The 16,470-nt window shown below is 36.3% G+C and carries 19 protein-coding genes; 14 read left to right on the plus strand and 5 right to left on the minus strand.

What is annotated here, in order from left to right; genetic code table 11:
* The first annotated feature begins 86 nt into the window (after positions 1-86).
* Genes ACTWQM_RS08355 through ACTWQM_RS08365 form a run of 3 tightly spaced genes read left to right on the plus strand, consistent with a single transcriptional unit; the run spans position 87 to position 1,401 of the window.
* Positions 87-512: a Na(+)/H(+) antiporter subunit B gene (locus ACTWQM_RS08355; RefSeq protein WP_443257724.1), complete on the plus strand. Its 426-nt coding sequence runs from the start codon at positions 87-89 to the stop codon at positions 510-512.
* A 23-nt stretch (positions 513-535) separates the two neighbouring features.
* Positions 536-913 (plus strand): response regulator, encoded by a 378-nt coding sequence (locus ACTWQM_RS08360; protein WP_443257725.1) that lies wholly within the window; start codon positions 536-538, stop codon positions 911-913.
* Positions 914-936: 23 nt separating this feature from the next.
* Entirely contained in the window at positions 937-1,401 is a 465-nt protein-coding gene (locus ACTWQM_RS08365; RefSeq protein WP_443257726.1) for a CcdC family protein, read from the plus strand.
* A gap of 56 nt (positions 1,402-1,457) precedes the next feature.
* On the opposite strand, the gene ACTWQM_RS08370 is transcribed toward ACTWQM_RS08365, so the two are convergent.
* The gene (locus tag ACTWQM_RS08370) at positions 1,458-1,883 is read right to left on the minus strand and encodes a DUF2621 family protein (protein WP_443257727.1); all 426 of its coding nucleotides are present in this window, start codon (positions 1,881-1,883) and stop codon (positions 1,458-1,460) included.
* A 375-nt stretch (positions 1,884-2,258) separates the two neighbouring features.
* On the opposite strand from ACTWQM_RS08370, the gene ACTWQM_RS08375 reads away from it, so the two are divergent.
* From ACTWQM_RS08375 to ACTWQM_RS08405, 7 genes are all read left to right on the plus strand, one after another.
* Positions 2,259-3,392, plus strand: coding sequence for an ATP-binding protein (locus ACTWQM_RS08375; RefSeq protein WP_443257728.1), 1,134 nt, complete (start codon positions 2,259-2,261; stop codon positions 3,390-3,392).
* 205 nt (positions 3,393-3,597) lie between these two features.
* Positions 3,598-6,294 (plus strand): aconitate hydratase AcnA, encoded by a 2,697-nt coding sequence (acnA, locus tag ACTWQM_RS08380; RefSeq protein WP_443257729.1) that lies wholly within the window; start codon positions 3,598-3,600, stop codon positions 6,292-6,294.
* A gap of 203 nt (positions 6,295-6,497) precedes the next feature.
* Positions 6,498-7,079, plus strand: coding sequence for a TlpA family protein disulfide reductase (locus ACTWQM_RS08385; protein ID WP_443257730.1), 582 nt, complete (start codon positions 6,498-6,500; stop codon positions 7,077-7,079).
* Positions 7,080-7,151: 72 nt separating this feature from the next.
* Positions 7,152-7,280: an FbpB family small basic protein gene (locus ACTWQM_RS08390; RefSeq protein ID WP_443257802.1), complete on the plus strand. Its 129-nt coding sequence runs from the start codon at positions 7,152-7,154 to the stop codon at positions 7,278-7,280.
* 570 nt (positions 7,281-7,850) lie between these two features.
* A complete protein-coding gene (gene tlp, locus ACTWQM_RS08395; protein ID WP_443257731.1) occupies positions 7,851-8,075 on the plus strand; it encodes a small acid-soluble spore protein Tlp in 225 nt (74 codons plus the stop codon).
* 124 nt (positions 8,076-8,199) lie between these two features.
* Positions 8,200-8,625: an acyl-CoA thioesterase gene (locus tag ACTWQM_RS08400; protein ID WP_443257732.1), complete on the plus strand. Its 426-nt coding sequence runs from the start codon at positions 8,200-8,202 to the stop codon at positions 8,623-8,625.
* Positions 8,625-8,924, plus strand: coding sequence for a hypothetical protein (locus ACTWQM_RS08405; protein ID WP_443257733.1), 300 nt, complete (start codon positions 8,625-8,627; stop codon positions 8,922-8,924). Before ACTWQM_RS08400 ends, ACTWQM_RS08405 begins: the two co-directional genes overlap by 1 nt.
* 30 nt (positions 8,925-8,954) lie before the next feature.
* Here ACTWQM_RS08405 and ACTWQM_RS08410 read toward each other — a convergent pair whose 3' ends face one another.
* The 4 genes from ACTWQM_RS08410 to plsY all read right to left on the minus strand — a co-directional run bounded on the left by ACTWQM_RS08410 (position 8,955) and on the right by plsY (position 11,103).
* On the minus strand, positions 8,955-9,239 hold the full coding sequence (locus tag ACTWQM_RS08410; protein WP_443257734.1) for a HesB/YadR/YfhF family protein: 285 nt from the start codon (positions 9,237-9,239) through the stop codon (positions 8,955-8,957).
* A 27-nt stretch (positions 9,240-9,266) separates the two neighbouring features.
* Complete coding sequence (gene yidD, locus ACTWQM_RS08415; protein ID WP_443257735.1) at positions 9,267-9,491, minus strand: membrane protein insertion efficiency factor YidD; 225 nt, start codon at positions 9,489-9,491, stop codon at positions 9,267-9,269.
* Between the two features lie 5 nt (positions 9,492-9,496).
* Positions 9,497-10,438, minus strand: a complete 942-nt coding sequence (gene folE2 / locus ACTWQM_RS08420) for a GTP cyclohydrolase FolE2 (protein WP_443257736.1) — start codon at positions 10,436-10,438, stop codon at positions 9,497-9,499.
* A gap of 83 nt (positions 10,439-10,521) precedes the next feature.
* Positions 10,522-11,103 (minus strand): glycerol-3-phosphate 1-O-acyltransferase PlsY, encoded by a 582-nt coding sequence (gene plsY, locus ACTWQM_RS08425; RefSeq protein ID WP_443257737.1) that lies wholly within the window; start codon positions 11,101-11,103, stop codon positions 10,522-10,524.
* 173 nt (positions 11,104-11,276) lie between these two features.
* On the opposite strand from plsY, the gene ACTWQM_RS08430 reads away from it, so the two are divergent.
* The 4 genes from ACTWQM_RS08430 to parE all read left to right on the plus strand — a co-directional run bounded on the left by ACTWQM_RS08430 (position 11,277) and on the right by parE (position 16,447).
* Positions 11,277-12,341, plus strand: coding sequence for an ABC transporter ATP-binding protein (locus ACTWQM_RS08430; protein ID WP_443257738.1), 1,065 nt, complete (start codon positions 11,277-11,279; stop codon positions 12,339-12,341).
* Positions 12,341-13,867, plus strand: coding sequence for an ABC transporter permease/substrate-binding protein (locus ACTWQM_RS08435; RefSeq protein WP_443257739.1), 1,527 nt, complete (start codon positions 12,341-12,343; stop codon positions 13,865-13,867). Before ACTWQM_RS08430 ends, ACTWQM_RS08435 begins: the two co-directional genes overlap by 1 nt.
* A 14-nt stretch (positions 13,868-13,881) precedes the next feature.
* Positions 13,882-14,295, plus strand: coding sequence for a CoA-binding protein (locus ACTWQM_RS08440; RefSeq protein WP_443257740.1), 414 nt, complete (start codon positions 13,882-13,884; stop codon positions 14,293-14,295).
* A 199-nt stretch (positions 14,296-14,494) separates the two neighbouring features.
* Positions 14,495-16,447, plus strand: coding sequence for a DNA topoisomerase IV subunit B (gene parE, locus ACTWQM_RS08445; RefSeq protein ID WP_443257741.1), 1,953 nt, complete (start codon positions 14,495-14,497; stop codon positions 16,445-16,447).
* The last annotated feature ends 23 nt before the right edge of the window (positions 16,448-16,470 follow it).

Consider the following 16,470-nt stretch of genomic DNA (forward strand, 5'->3'; position numbering starts at 1 on the left):
AAACTTTAATAAGATAAACTATTAGAAAATTAAAGTTTAGTATCCACCACTATTCTTTATATACAAGTTAAAGGGGTATTACATATATGTTTCGACCAAATGATCTCATCTTGCGTACCACAACATCATTAATCGCTTTTATCCTTTTGGGATTCGCCATATATTTACTTCTCGCTGGTCATAATTCGCCTGGTGGTGGATTTGTTGGTGGACTGATGACTGCGTCAGCAATAGTACTAATGTATATGTCCTATGGTTCAGAGGCGTTAGAGAAAATCCTGCCTGTAAATTATCGTATTTTAATACCAAGTGGCTTATTGCTTGCTGTTGTGACTGGCGTTGGATCTTTCTTTTTCAATGAATCATTTTTATCACATACATATGGTTACTTCCAATTTCCTATTTTTGGTAAAATAGAGCTTGCCACTGCAATGTTATTTGACATCGGGGTGTATTTAACTGTATTAGGAGTTACAATTACGATCATTTTGTCAATTGCGAATGATCGATAACGATTATTGGGGGTAATAATCTAATGGCAAGAATACTTTTAGTTGATGATGCGAAGTTTATGAGGGCTACACTAGAAACAATTGTTAAACAAGATAGACATGAGGTTATCGGCGAGGCAGAAAACGGTGAAGAGGCTATTAAACTTTACAAAGAAATGAAGCCAGATTTAGTAACTATGGATATTACAATGCCAGTTATGAATGGTATAGATGCTATTAAGGAAATTATGAAAGATCACCCGGAAGCCAAAATTGTCGTTTGTTCCGCGATGGGGCAACAAAAGGTAGTAGTTGAAGCGATTGAAATTGGTGCTAAAGATTTTGTTGTTAAGCCGTTTGATGAAAATCGGGTTTTAGATACAATAAATCGGGTTCTGTATAATTTTGAGCAGATAAGTTAGTTAATAAGAAAGAGTGATTCTTCATGTTTTGGTTAATAGCAAGCACAGTTGTTGCATGTTTTATGGCTGTTACGATGATATTTATACGGTTAAGGGCATCCAAACAGCCAGCTTCTGTTAAAAAAATTATCTTACCACCATTATTCATGAGTACTGGAGCATTAATGTTTATTTTTCCTGAATTCCAGGTTAAGTGGGTGCAAGTTATCGAAGCATTCTCTGTAGGAGTTTTATTTTCTTTTTTTCTTATTAAAACATCCAAATTCGAAATTAAGAATCAAGCTATTTATTTAATACCGTCTAAATCGTTTATATTTATTTTGTTTGGACTATTGCTTGTCCGCATCATCATGAAGCTTGCAATAGGTGCCACAATATCCTTTGGTGAGACTAGTGGAATGTTCTTTTTACTAGCATTTGGTATGATTGTGACATGGAGAATTGCAATGCTTTTTAAGTTTAAAAAGCTGGAAAAACAGCTTGCATAGTCATTAACTTAGAATTTAAAAAACGCGTTCATACTTTACTGTATAAACGCGTTTTTTTATTCAAATAAATACTCATATGGTGTTATGTCTATATTTTTTTGTTGCATCTTTTTTCGCAAAAACTTATGATCCCGCTTTGGGGTGGCTAAAATATAACCTTCAATGAGGACATCTTGGCTAATTTTTTTTCTTTTTTTCTGTAATGCGACTTCACCGATCTTACTTGCAATTTTTTGCCGTGCAATGTCCCTGAATAATTCAGGAACAGGGGAGACCAGGTCTTCTAATAATTTTTTCTCCTCGTCACCCCACATATGATTTGTTTTTTCCATGAAGTATTCTTCCCAGTCCATTCTCGATTTACCATCTTCTTTTGGTAATTTCTTAAGAAATTTGCGAAACATGAAAAATCCGCCGATTCCCATCAAGCCTATTAGCAGGAAACCCCACAATATAATTAAATAATCAACAACTATTGACATAATATATCACCTGATTCTATTTCAAATAAGAAGTTCAATACCTTTATTTACAAGATATTCCATAAGAAACATTTATTTTTGTCGTTATTTATAGTAACATGACAATATCTAGGTATATCACATTTTCCTTTTTTAGCAGGCAAGAAAGTATTATCTCTCCTTGCTGCATAAGTGCAACATAGACTATCGCCATTAGGACTTGGCAATAAGCCAAGTTTAAGAAATTTTTTACTTTGTATATTAATTATACTATAATCTTATACAATTATAAAAGGATGAAATTATTTATACCCATACATATTTTCGTGAAATTTGTCATATTTATTAGTGTTAAGAATTAATTTGTTTAATAGTCCAAAATAAGGAGGGAATGCTTTGGAATATAAGGATAGTAATCAACAAACAGAAAACAACAAAAATAAACAAATTACCTCTACTAATTTTAATCCGCAAGATTTTTTTCATAATATTGCAGCGCTGCCGCCTTCCATTCTTGAATGGATAGACAGAAATACAAATGGATTTATCGCTATATGGGATGAAAACGGTAGAATCATCTATATATCTAAATCAGTTGAACGGCTACTAGGTTATCAGGTAACAGATCTGCTTGGTACGCAATGGTTCGAAAAGGTTTCTAAGGAAGATGTGGCATACATAAAGAAGCATTTTGACACTAGCCAAGAGTCATCACAAACTTTTAACATAATGATTCAAAATCTTCATGGGAAGAATATATGGACTGAAAACCTAGTCTCAGAGATTAAGGATTCAGATGACCGTGTTTATTATGCTGCAGCAGTAAAAGATATTACTGATAAAAAAGAGGCAGAAGAAATGATGATTCGTTCGGAAAAGATGTCAGTAGCCGGGCAACTTGCTGCCGGTATAGCCCATGAAGTTCGAAATCCGCTAACTTCATTAAAAGGTTTTCTGCAGTTACTTCAGGCAGGTGTGAACAGAAAAGAAGAATATTATAAAATCATGATTGATGAAATTGAGAAAATGGAGACTATCACCTCAGAGCTTCTGTTCATCTCAAAACCTCTAACGGATAACAAAAAAATGGAAGTAGTACAGGAAATGGCTGAAGATGTTGTAACGTTATTAAGACCCCAGGCCAAACTCAAGAATATTGAAATACTTATTGATCAAACCGGTAGCCAGACAGTTTATTGCGATCGGTCCCAAATAAAGCAAGTACTTATAAATATCGTTAAAAATGCTATAGAAGCAATGGAAGAGCCAGGCGATATTCAATTGAATGTATTAACAAGTGAAGATAATATTCTATTGGACATAGTAGACGGAGGACCTGGTATCCCTGAAGAAATTATACATAAATTAAGAGAACCTTTTTTTACCACGAAGCAATCCGGGACAGGGCTTGGATTAATGATTACAACACAAATTCTTGAGAGGCATGAAGGAAGACTTGAGATACTGCAAAATGAAAATAAAGGAAGTACATTCAGAATTATTTTACCGAAACAAAATGAAGTAAATTAAGTTGAAATTATAATTATTATTCCGATTATATTTATTATTGTATAAGTAATTATTATCACTTCTAATAAATTATTAATATATGGTGTGCGACAATAAACATTTGTTTTATATAATAATTTCATATAAGATATATTAGTAGAATACTATTTTTGTCAAAATCCCTTGAAGGATATGACAATTAAGGATGAAAGGGGTATATCTTACTATGGGAATTGATGCGAAAAAGCAGTTTGATTTGAATGGAAAAACGTATAATTACTATCAATTAAAAGCACTTGAAGATGCTGGTCTTGGGAAAGTATCACGCCTGCCATTTTCGATAAGGGTTCTTTTGGAATCACTTGTCCGCCAAAGAGATGGCCATGTAATTAAAGATGATCACATCGAAGGGCTATCAAAATGGGGGACAAAGGACGGAGCTGATGTAGACGTTCCTTTCAAGCCATCACGAGTAATCCTGCAGGACTTTACTGGTGTTCCTGCGGTTGTTGACCTTGCTTCACTACGTAAGGCTATGGTTGATATGGGTGGCGAACCAAACAAAATTAATCCAGAGGTACCAGTTGATTTAGTTATTGACCACTCTGTACAAGTTGATCAATATGGTACACCGAATGCACTTAAAGCTAATATGGATCTTGAATTTGAACGTAATGGTGAACGTTATGAATTTTTACATTGGGCACAAAAAGCATTTGAAAATTATCGTGCTGTTCCACCAGCAACAGGAATTGTACACCAAGTAAACCTTGAGTACATTGCAAACGTTGTTCATGGCCTGGAAAACGAAGATGGTACTTATGAAGCATTTCCAGATACACTATTTGGTACAGATTCTCATACAACTATGATTAATGGTTTAGGAGTACTGGGCTGGGGAGTAGGTGGTATTGAAGCGGAAGCAGGTATGCTTGGACAGCCATCTTATTTTCCTGCTCCAGAAGTAATCGGTGTTAAATTTACCGGAAGCTTTCCACAAGGAACAACTGCTACTGACTTAGCATTAAAGGTTACACAGGTTCTGCGTGAGAAGAAAGTAGTCGGAAAATTTGTAGAGTATTTTGGTCCTGGTCTAAAAGATATGCCACTTGCTGACCGTGCAACAATCTCAAACATGGCTCCTGAATACGGTGCAACATGTGGTTTCTTCCCAGTAGATGAAGAATCGTTAAATTATATGCGACTAACAGGTCGAAGTGAAGAACATATCGACTTAGTTGAAAAGTACAGTAAAGAAAATGATCTTTGGTATTCATCAGATCAAGCGGATCCTGAGTATTCAGATCTAGTGGAAATCAACTTATCTGAGTTGGAACCAAATCTTTCAGGGCCAAAACGTCCCCAGGATTTAATTTCTTTATCAAATATGAAAAAAGAATTTAATAAAGCAATTACAGCTCCAGAAGGCAACCAAGGTTTTGGTATGGATAAATCAGAATTTGATAAAGAGGCAATTGTAAAATATCCTAATGGGAAAGAGTCTGTGATGGAAACAGGTGCTCTTGCTATTGCTGCAATTACATCATGTACAAACACATCTAATCCATATGTAATGTTAGGTGCAGGCTTATTGGCGAAAAAGGCTGTGGAAAAAGGTCTAGCTGTACCGGATTATGTGAAGACATCACTTGCTCCTGGCTCTAAAGTTGTTACACGTTACTTAGAGGACTCCGGGTTAAATGAATATCTTGATAATCTAGGATTTAACTTAGTAGGTTATGGTTGTACAACTTGTATCGGTAACTCTGGACCACTTCGTCCTGAAATTGAGGAAGCTATCTCGAAAAGTGATTTGACTGTTTCTTCCGTACTATCAGGTAACCGAAACTTTGAAGGTCGTATCCATCCACTTGTGAAAGCAAACTATTTAGCATCACCTCCATTAGTTGTTGCATATGCACTCGCAGGAACTGTTGATGTTGATCTTACAAAAGAGGCACTTGGAACAGATGCTGATGGTGAGCCAATTTACTTAGCTGATATATGGCCATCAATGGAAGAAATCAAAGACACGGTAGAAACTGTTGTTAAACCTGAAATTTTCCGTAAAGAATATGAAAATGTATTTAATTCAAATGAAAAATGGAATGAAATTCAAACAACTGATGAACCTTTATTCGAATGGGACAATGACTCAACATACATTCAAAATCCACCATTCTTTGAAGGCCTAACTAAAGAAAAAGGGACAGTGAAGCCACTAAACAAACTGCGTGCAATTGGTAAGTTCGGCGACTCTGTTACTACTGACCACATTTCTCCAGCTGGTGCTATTGCAAAAGACATGCCAGCAGGAAAGTATTTGCAGGAAAAAGATGTATCGCCAAGAAACTTTAACTCCTATGGTTCACGCCGTGGTAACCATGAAGTAATGATGCGTGGTACGTTTGCTAATATTCGTATTCGTAATCTATTAGCACAAGGAACTGAAGGTGGGTACACAACCTATTGGCCAACTGAAGAAATCATGCCGATTTACGATGCAGCCATGAAGTACCAGGAAAATGGTACTGGTCTACTGGTAATCGGTGGCAAAGATTACGGTATGGGATCTTCACGTGACTGGGCTGCAAAAGGAACAGATTTACTGGGTATTAAAACAGTAATTGCTGAAAGTTTTGAGCGTATCCACCGTTCAAACCTTGTAATGATGGGTGTATTGCCATTACAATTTGAAGACGGTGAAAGTGCCGATAAGCTTGGCTTGTCTGGTAGAGAAACATTTAATGTGGAAATTGATGAGAATGTAAAACCACATGATCTTGTTAAGGTAACAGCCGTTGCTGAAGATGGTAAAACTACTGAATTTAATGTGATTGCTCGTTTTGACAGTGATGTTGAAATTGATTACTACCGTCATGGTGGTATTCTGCAAATGGTTTTACGTAACAAACTTAAATAATTTTATCTTAAAAGCCAGTGTATCGGTATTTATCGGTACATTGGCTTTTTAACAGTTAAAGTTAGGATAATCAATATTTTATTTTGACGATAAGCAAAGCTTTCTCATATGAATTATTTATGAACAATAACCCAATACCCTTTACATATATATTAAATAGCAATACGATATGAGTATTGAAAGAAATAGGCAGGGGATTCATAATGATAAAAAATTTGATTGGTATAGCGGTATTAGTCACACTTAGTATCATTGTTATAGTTGGTTTAGTAGATAACAATACGAATAAAACAAGTTGGACAGGTGTACCTGAGAACAATGCTGAAGGGGCTGGTATCGTGGCTCCCGGACAGACAGGGATCAAACCTGGAAAAATGGCTCCGGATTTCGAACTGCAGACACTTTCAGGAGATACGTTCAAACTATCTGATTTACGTGGAAAGAAAGTTATTTTGAACTTTTGGGCATCATGGTGTAATCCTTGTAAAGAAGAAATGCCTGAAATGCAAAAGTTTTATGAGGATCATAAAGATGAAGTAGAAGTTATAGCTGTGAATCTTACTGGAAATGAAGTTGGGGTTAAGGCAGCGAGAGATTATATTAACAAACATAACTATACCTATACAATCCCGTTGGATAAGGACTTGGTTGCTCGTGAAAAATATAATGTTTCGATCATTCCGACAACCTATTTTATTGGAACAGATGGAAAAATTCAGCATCCGCATAAAGCTGGCCCAATGACATATGAGTATATGACTAAAATGTTAGATAAGTTAAAATAAATTATATATTTACGAAGAAATGGTAATACTACTCATTAAAAGGAGTGGATTACTATTTCATTAAAGAAAAGAATCTCTTTTGATGAGCTGGTAAAAGAAAATAGAAGGCAGATTTTAGAAGACCAAACTCGTTTAGAAGAAATTGAGCAAGGTTTTGAAATGAAACACCGTTTGTTAAATAAAAAGAAAACAGAACAATAGTCTGACGGGTTATGTTTTTGGAAGAGAAAAGTGCTAATACAAATAATAGCCTGCAAACATTTCATTATGATTATTTTATGTTAAAGAACCTATTTTTAACGGTACGAGGATCCGATTTACTGACTTGGCGGATCCTCATTCCGTTATTTCCTTGAAAATCTACGTTTTAAGCTAGGGTCCAGATCCTCGTTCCGCTATTTGTCATTTCTGCCTCGAATTTGGTTGATTTTCTGCTTTTAGCGGAACGAGGATCCGTCTTACCTTTCTCAGGACACTTTTCTGCTAAATAACGGAACGAGGATTCACTTCGACTGTTTGGCGGATCCTCATTCTGTTATTTCCTTGAAATCCTTGTTTGAATTTGTATCTTAAATAAGTATTGTTAAAAATAGGTGTTAATCGTTTTAGGCGCGTATTTAGTGTTTCTCCCCTAATACTGAACGCGTTAACAATGATAGCCTTGTCCTTATATTGGACAGGCTTTTATTTTTGTATAATATCAGGTTTAAGGTGAAAATTAAGAAAAGATCACCTTAGAGGTGGAATATATATGCAAAAAGGAGTGGTTGAATGACTGATAAACATAACAACAAACCGAAACCTGATGACCGTAGTGATAACGTAGAGAAACTCCAGCACATGGTACAGGATACTCTTGAAAATATGGAAGAGGCAGATGAAACAATGGAATTCTCATCTGGTAAAGAAAAAGAAAATATTAAAGCTAAAAATGAAAGAAGAGAACAAGCAGTTGAAGGAATGAGACAGGAGATTAGTGACGAGTCAAAATCGTAACCAGACAAACCTCAAACCATATAGTTGGTTTGAGGTTTTCTGTAGCAGTTAAGCAAAGTATCTTATTTCAATATAATTTTGTGATAAAATGTTTGATGTAATGTAATGAAAGGGTGAATGATTGTTGAATAAGGTACGTACACCAATCGAAGTAAGGTATCAGGAAACAGACCAAATGGGAGTTGTCTACCATGCAAACTACTTGGTATGGTTTGAAATTGGCCGCACAAAATTTATAGAAAATCTGGGATTGACATATGCGGATATGGAAAAAAACGGGGTCGTGTCTCCTGTTGTAGATGCGCAAATTTCATTCAAGAAACCAATCCGTTATGGTGAGGACACAACAGTAGAAACATGGGTTGAAACATATGATGGAATTCGTACAGTTTATGCGTATAATATAATAAATCATAATAATGATATTGCTGTTAGTGGAACGACTAAACATGTTATTGTACATAAGGACACATTTCGGCCTTTATCCTTAAGAAAAGCATTTCCTGATTGGCATCAAGCATATTTGCAGCAACTAAATGGGGAGTCGTAATGGCATTTGGCTTAGCAAGAAATGAGTTAATACACTGGAAATCAGAAGTTAGTAATGGCCGTATTGCCTTTTTGACCCATTATTGGATGGATGAGCGATTCCCGGGATGCTATACTGTCACAAAAGTCGGCTGCAATGATTTAGAGAAATTAATTGCCTGGGGCGAGACATACAATCTTCAACCTAATTGGATTCATATGGATGATAATTATCCACACTTCGACTTATTCGGTGAGAAACAAAAATCGATACTAATGAGTGAACAGCAATGGAGTCATTTGAGGAAATTTAATTTATAACATAAATTAAGAGGCGTTTGCTAACGCCTCTTAAAAGTATATGAAATCAGATTCCTGTGATTGTTCATCTAATTCTATCTTTAAATTTTGATCATCGAAATACCAGGCATCTTTACTTTCAATAAAAAAAGTTATTCCCTCAGCATTACATGAAGCATGCATATCTTTTGGTGTATCATAGCTAACACCCAACGAGAAACCCGGTATAACCCCTCCAAATCCATATCGGACATAAAATCGTAATTGTGTTTGATGTTCTATTTCGAATTCTTTTTTATACCACTTTGCAGCTTCTTTGGTTATTTGTAGATTCAATCAGTTAACCCCCTTAACGTATAAGGATTACTTACTCTTTTTCTCAGGTACAACATCAATCCCACCTGGATGAAAAGGATGGCATTTACTAATACGCTTAATGGTTAAAAAACCACCTTGAAAAAAGCCAAATCTTTTAAAAGCTAATAATCCATACTCAGAGCATGTCGGTAAAAAACGGCAGGTAGGCGGCTTAAATGGGCTAATTGCTTTTTGATAAAATTTTATTAGTCCAATAAATATATACTTCATACCGCTTAGCCTTCATCCATTTCGTCTTGCAGCTTATCGAATGTCACTGAGGCTATGGCGTCGTGCATATGGATGGATTCCTCATTACGACATTTTACGTTGAATTTGGTGACAAAAGGCATTTCATATATATCAGCTGCAACCAGACGCACCATATCTTCTACAAATCGTGGATTCTCATATGCCTGCTCTGTGACCATCTTTTCATCAGGTCGTTTCAATACTGGATGTAATCTGGAGCTTGCATTACTTTCCGCTGCTTCTAGTAATGATTCTTTCCAATCTAATAAACTTTCGTCAAAGTCTTCAGCTAGCGAAACAGTCATTTTTACAAGACCACGTTGATTGTGGGCGCTATATTCACTTATCTCTTTGGAACAAGGACAGAGTGTTGTAATAAGTGATGACAGTGAAGCTTGGATAGTATACCCTTCAACATTATCATATTTCACATTGATTGTAATGTCAGCATGATTCATACCTGTAAGGTTCGAATAAGGTCCTCTTCTTTCATAGAACCAAGGGAAACTGACCTCAACTTCAGCATCCGATTGCTTTAAACGGCCTGCTAAATCTTTTGTGAATGCTTTAAGTGTTAAAAGGTTGGTTGTAAATCCCTTTTGATAGTATGATTGAAGTTGTTCTGTGAATCTGCTCATATTAGTACCTTTACTCGCTTTATCTATACTGGAAGAAAATTTAAATGTTCCAATTGTTGTTTGTTCTTTTGGATTTAAAGAACTTGTTACCGTTATAGGATGTTTAACGTTCTCAATACCTACTTCATCGAGGTCAAATAAGAAATCTCTTTTTGTGTTCTGCAGGTCAGCCATCCCCTTTTTTTCACTGGGCTTCGTTCTTGGGCCGGGCTGTACAGAACCAAATAATTTATGTCGTTGAACTTTGTCCGGTAACTGCTTTTTTGGGAATGATTTTATATTATCCATATCGGTGACCCCTTTCTAAACTTACATAACCACAGTATACTTAAGCAAAAATTAATATTCAATTTATTGGCTTAACAGGTAGTCTACATCCATTTTATTTTTGGTTCTGTTTTATTCTTAATACGTTTTATATTTTCACTATGACGGTAAAATACAAATGCAGCTAAACATGCAGTAACTATAATTAGACCTATATCTTGTAGAATAATGGAGATAATGACTGCGACAACCCCAGTAATCATTGAAGATAACGACACATATTTAGAGATGTATAATGTTAAGATAAAAGATATAACTATAATTGTGAATAAAATGGGGCTGATACCCAGTAATATACCACCGGATGTTGCGACTGCTTTTCCGCCCTTTAATTTTGCAAATAAGGGATAGGTATGTCCTAAAACAGCGAATAATCCAATTGCCAGCCGGTACACTTCAGCATCAAAGAACAACGGGACAAGTGTCGCAGCTGTTCCTTTTAAAATATCTGCTACTGTCACAATGATACCAGCCTTTATTCCCAAGATACGAAATGTATTTGTTGCACCAAGGTTACCACTTCCGTGTTCTCGAATATCAATTTTGTAGCCGAGCTTTCCAACAATAAGCCCAGATGGGATAGATCCCAATAAATACGCAATAATTGCAAATACTATATACTCCACATTGTTTCCTTCCTTCCAGTAAAAATTTAGCTATCTCTTATTTTACCATGAAGTGGTTAATCACAGAACCTTTATTATTGTTAAACAGTTCCGTATATGTTTGCAAATTGGTGGTATGGGGTATAAGTTATTGTTATTATATTCAAGAATTAAACTTATAAAGGAAGAGGTATATGATTGAATTTAAAAATGTAAAGAAAGTATACCTAGATGGTACCGATGCCATAAAGGACTTCTCACTGAAGGTAGATGAAGGTGAGCTGGTAACATTAATAGGACCAAGTGGGTGTGGAAAGACGACAACCATGAAAATGATTAATCGACTTATTGAACCGACAGCAGGAAATATATACATAAATGGTAAAAACATTAACAATTACAATATTCATGAACTTCGATGGAACATTGGATATGTCCTTCAGGAGATTGCCTTGTTTCCACATTTGACTATTGAGGAAAATATAGCTGTAGTTCCCGAAATGAAAAGGTGGAAACGTAAAAAAATCCAGGAAAGAAACAAAGAATTACTTAATATGGTTGGACTTGACCCGTCCATATACCAGAGAAGAATGCCTAGTGAACTTTCGGGTGGTGAACAGCAGCGAATTGGTGTTATCCGTGCATTAGCTGCGGACCCAGATATTATTTTGATGGATGAGCCCTTCAGTGCGCTTGATCCGATCAGTCGTGAACAATTACAAAGTGATATCAGAAAACTGCAAAAGGAAATAAAAAAGACAATTGTTTTTGTCACGCATGATATTGATGAGGCTATGGCTCTTGGGGATAAAGTTTGTCTTATGAAAGATGGTGGAATTGTTCAGGTAGACACACCTCAGCAACTTATTTTAAGACCAGCAACTCAATATGTGAAAGATTTTATTGGGGAAAGAAAGTCCCCATGGCAAACTGCTATCGACGTTATAGCAGACCAATCCCATTCATTTATTATATCAAAAGAGGAATTAAATAAAGGAATTTTTCCCAAACAAGGCTTGTATATGATAAAGGATGATCATGACATGTTTGTTGGGGCTCTGGAGGATGGTCAAGAAAGATCTGTTCAATATCTTGATAACGATATGCCACTTTATAGAGCAGCAGAGATTTTAGAAACCAACGAACAACATGTATTTCCGGTATTAAAACAAGGAAAGCTAGTTGCCACACTTAGCTATAGGGATATTGTTTCATTTCTCAAAAGCAAAACTAAAATGGAAAACGGGGTGATTCACTAATGGAGGAATTTATTTCCGTTTTTCAAAGAAGGCAGGATATATTACTAGAGACAATTTGGGAACACTTGCAAATCTCATTAATGTCATTAATAATTGCCATAGTTATTGCCGTTCCATTAGGGTTAATCCTGACTAGGTATCAGCGAGTAGCAGAACCAATAATTGGTGTCTCAGCTGTTATGCAGACGATACCAAGTTTAGCTGTTCTGGCATTTCTTATTCCGTTCTTTGGTATTGGAACAACCCCTGCAATTATTGCTTTAACAGCGTATGGTTTACTACCAATTTTACGAAACACATATACGGGGATAAAAGAAGTGAATCCAGCTTTAAAAGAAGCAGCAACTGGTATGGGTATGAACTCTTTAAAACGATTAACAAAAGTAGAATTGCCAATTGCGATGCCGGTTATCATGGCAGGAGTCCGTACATCAATGGTACTGATTGTTGGGACAACAACAATCGCTGCTTTAATTGGAGCCGGTGGATTAGGTGAACTTATCTTACTAGGGATTGATCGTGGAGCAGATTTAAACCTCATCCTGCTAGGTGCAATTCCTGCTGCGTTGTTGGCAATTGTACTTGACGTTATATTACGAGGCTTTGAGCGTGTCTCCAGACGTACAGGTTTTAAATCATTTATCGCAATGCTAATTATAGCTGTATTGGTGGTTGCCTCACCACTGCTCTTTACTTCTGCCAAGCAGGCTGATTTGACTATTGGTGGTAAACTTGGTTCTGAACCGGCAATCTTAATAAATATGTACAAACTACTAATTGAAGAAGAAACGGATTTAAATGTTAACCTTAAGCCAGGGTTGGGGAAGACCTCATTTGTATTTAGTGCAATGAAAAATGGCAGTATAGATATATACCCTGAATTTACTGGAACTGCTATTGTAACTCACTTGGAACAAAAAGCGAACAGTAATAACAAAGAAGAAGTTTATGAGCAGGCAAGACAAGGAATGATGGAAGAGTTCGGTATGGTTATGCTGGAACCTATGAAGTTTAACAACACATATGCTGTTGCAACGACAAAAGAGATGGCCAATAAGCATAACCTGAAATCAATTGGTGACTTGAACAAAATAGAAAATGATATTACTGCTGGTTTCACACTGGAATTTAAAGACCGATATGACGGATATGTTGGAATGCAAGAAGTTTATAACCTGGATATTGCAAATGTGAAAACAATGGAACCAGGAATTCGCCAGGATGCATTAGCGAATGGTGAAGTAGATGTTATTGACGCATATGCAACAAGCAGTTATATGATAGAACAAAACTTAGTTACCCTGAACGATCCTAAAAACTTGTTCCCGCCTTATCAAGGTGCACCTTTGATGCGCCAGGACACACTTGAGAAATATCCTGAGTTAGAAAAAATATTAAATCAACTCGGGGGTAAAATAACAGATAACCAAATGCGTCAAATGAATTATCAAGTTGATTATGAAGATAGACCGCCAGAAACGGTTGCTCGTGAATACTTAGTGGAGCAAGGTCTGATCGAAAAATAAGGGAGGCACAACGAATGAAATGGGAAAATCCACCTAATGATTCAATTAAAGATGTTTTAGACTCTTCAAGAAATATAGCAGTTGTGGGTCTCTCCGATAATCCTGACAGGACATCTTATCAAATTTCAAAAATAATGCAGGATAAAGGTTATAAAATTATTCCGGTTAACCCTACAATAGATAATGTACTCGGTGAGAAAGCCTACAACTCGTTAACTGATGTAAAAGAGCCGATTGATATTATTAATGTGTTCAGGCGATCGGAATTTTTACCCGGAATTGCAGAAGAAGCTGCAAAAACAGACTGCAAAGTGTTCTGGGCTCAACAAGGTCTCATAAACCAGGAAGCATATGATTATTTAAAAGAACGGGACTTTATGGTTATAATGGATATGTGCATTAAGGTAGCACATTCCATTCTCGTTTAAGAAGATTGATCTGAGAATGGCCTTGATTGGTCATTCTTTTTTTGCGCTGCACTGAAATTATAGTATACTTATTAACGTGCCTTACGTTAGTATGGTTTATATACATTGGAGGTTTATTTTACATTTACAAACGTTTGTTCTAATATTAAAATATTAATAAAAACAAATTATAAAAGTTCGGAGAGGAGTCTGCAGCTGGATGGTAAAGCAATCATTACAATACACAGATGATTCAATTCAAGTATTAGAAGGGCTTGAGGCTGTAAGAAAAAGGCCTGGTATGTATATAGGCAGTACAGATCAACGAGGATTACATCATTTGGTTTTTGAGATAGTCGATAATGCTGTGGATGAGGCATTAGCAGGTTATGGTGATGTGATAAAAGTAACAGTACATAAAGATAACAGCATATCCGTTGAAGATACCGGGAGGGGCATACCAACTGGTACCCATAGCACAGGAAAGCCAACAACAGAAGTTATCTTCACAGTACTGCATGCTGGAGGTAAATTTGGACAAGGTGGTTACAAAACAAGCGGTGGCTTACATGGTGTTGGGGCATCCGTAGTAAATGCACTTTCAGAATGGCTGGAAGTAACCATTTTCCGTGATGGGAATAAATATATACAGCGCTTTGAAAACGGTGGAAAGCCAGCTGGTTCACTTGAGAAAAAAGGGAAAACCAAAAAGAAAGGTACCATCATTCATTTTAAGCCGGATCCAAGTATATTGTCCGTCACTGTTTACAATTTCGAAACGTTGTCTGAACGTTTACGCGAAGCTGCATTTTTATTAAAGGGATTGAAAATCGAGTTATCAGATGAACGGTACCAGGTTAAAGAAGAATATCAGTTTCCAGACGGGCTTGAATCTTTTGTATCCTATTTGAACGAAGAAAAGGATACACTACACCCTGTTGTATCTTTTGAAGGGGAACAACAAGGGCTTGAGGTTGACTTTGCATTTCAATTTAATGATGGATTTGCAGAGAGTATGCTATCTTTTGTTAATCATGTACGAACACAAGATGGCGGAACTCATGAATCCGGTGCACGAACAGGTATAACACGAATATTTAATGATTACGCCAGGAAGAATGCACTACTTAAGGAGAAAGATAAAAACTTAGAAGGTACAGACATTCGTGAAGGTTTTACAGCTATTGTTTCGGTACGAATACCAGAAGAAAAATTACAATTTGAAGGTCAGACAAAAAGTAAACTTGGAACGACTGAAGCACGCTCCGCAGTTGATTCAGTTGTCTCCGAAAAGCTTTCTTATTTTCTAGAAGAAAACCCTGACATTGCGAGCATGTTAGTTCGAAAGGCTGTAAAAGCAAAAGAAGCACGTGAAGCAGCCAGAAAAGCAAGGGAAGATGCAAGATCTGGTAAAAAGAAAAAACGTAAAGATACATTATTGAGCGGGAAGCTAACTCCTGCTCAATCGAGGAATCCAAAACAGAATGAGCTCTACTTAGTAGAGGGTGATTCTGCTGGAGGCTCTGCAAAACAAGGTCGAGACCGCAAATTCCAGGCAGTATTACCATTACGTGGTAAAGTTATTAATACAGAAAAGGCTAAACTAGAGGATGTATTTAAGAACGAAGAAATTTCTACAATCATTCATACTATTGGAGCTGGTGTAGGAGGCGATTTCGATTTAGAGGATGTTCAATACAATAAGATTATAATTATGACAGATGCAGATACAGATGGCGCTCATATTCAAGTGTTGCTATTAACCTTCTTCTATCGGTATATGCGTTCTCTGGTTGAGGCAGGAAAGATTTATATTGCTTTACCACCACTTTATAAAATTTCTAAAGGTAAAGGCAAAAAAGAAAAAGTAGTTTATGCCTGGGATGACGATGAAATGAAAGAAGCCATTAAGGAATTTAAGAATGGCTATATCATTCAGCGATATAAAGGTCTTGGTGAGATGAATGCAGACCAGTTATGGGAAACGACGATGAACCCAGAAAGCAGAACTTTCATTCGTGTAACGATTGAAGATTTAGCTCGTGCCGAAAGAAGAGTTACTACCTTAATGGGTGATAAAGTTGCCCCCCGAAGGAAATGGATTGAAGGGAATGTTCAATTCGGTATGGCAGAAGATGCTAGTATTTTAGAGAACGATAAAATCCATACGTAAAATGGTTCTTAGAAAACTCGGCT

The sequence above is a fragment of the Virgibacillus sp. L01 genome (assembly GCF_052246775.1).
Lineage (GTDB): Bacteria > Bacillota > Bacilli > Bacillales > Amphibacillaceae > Lentibacillus.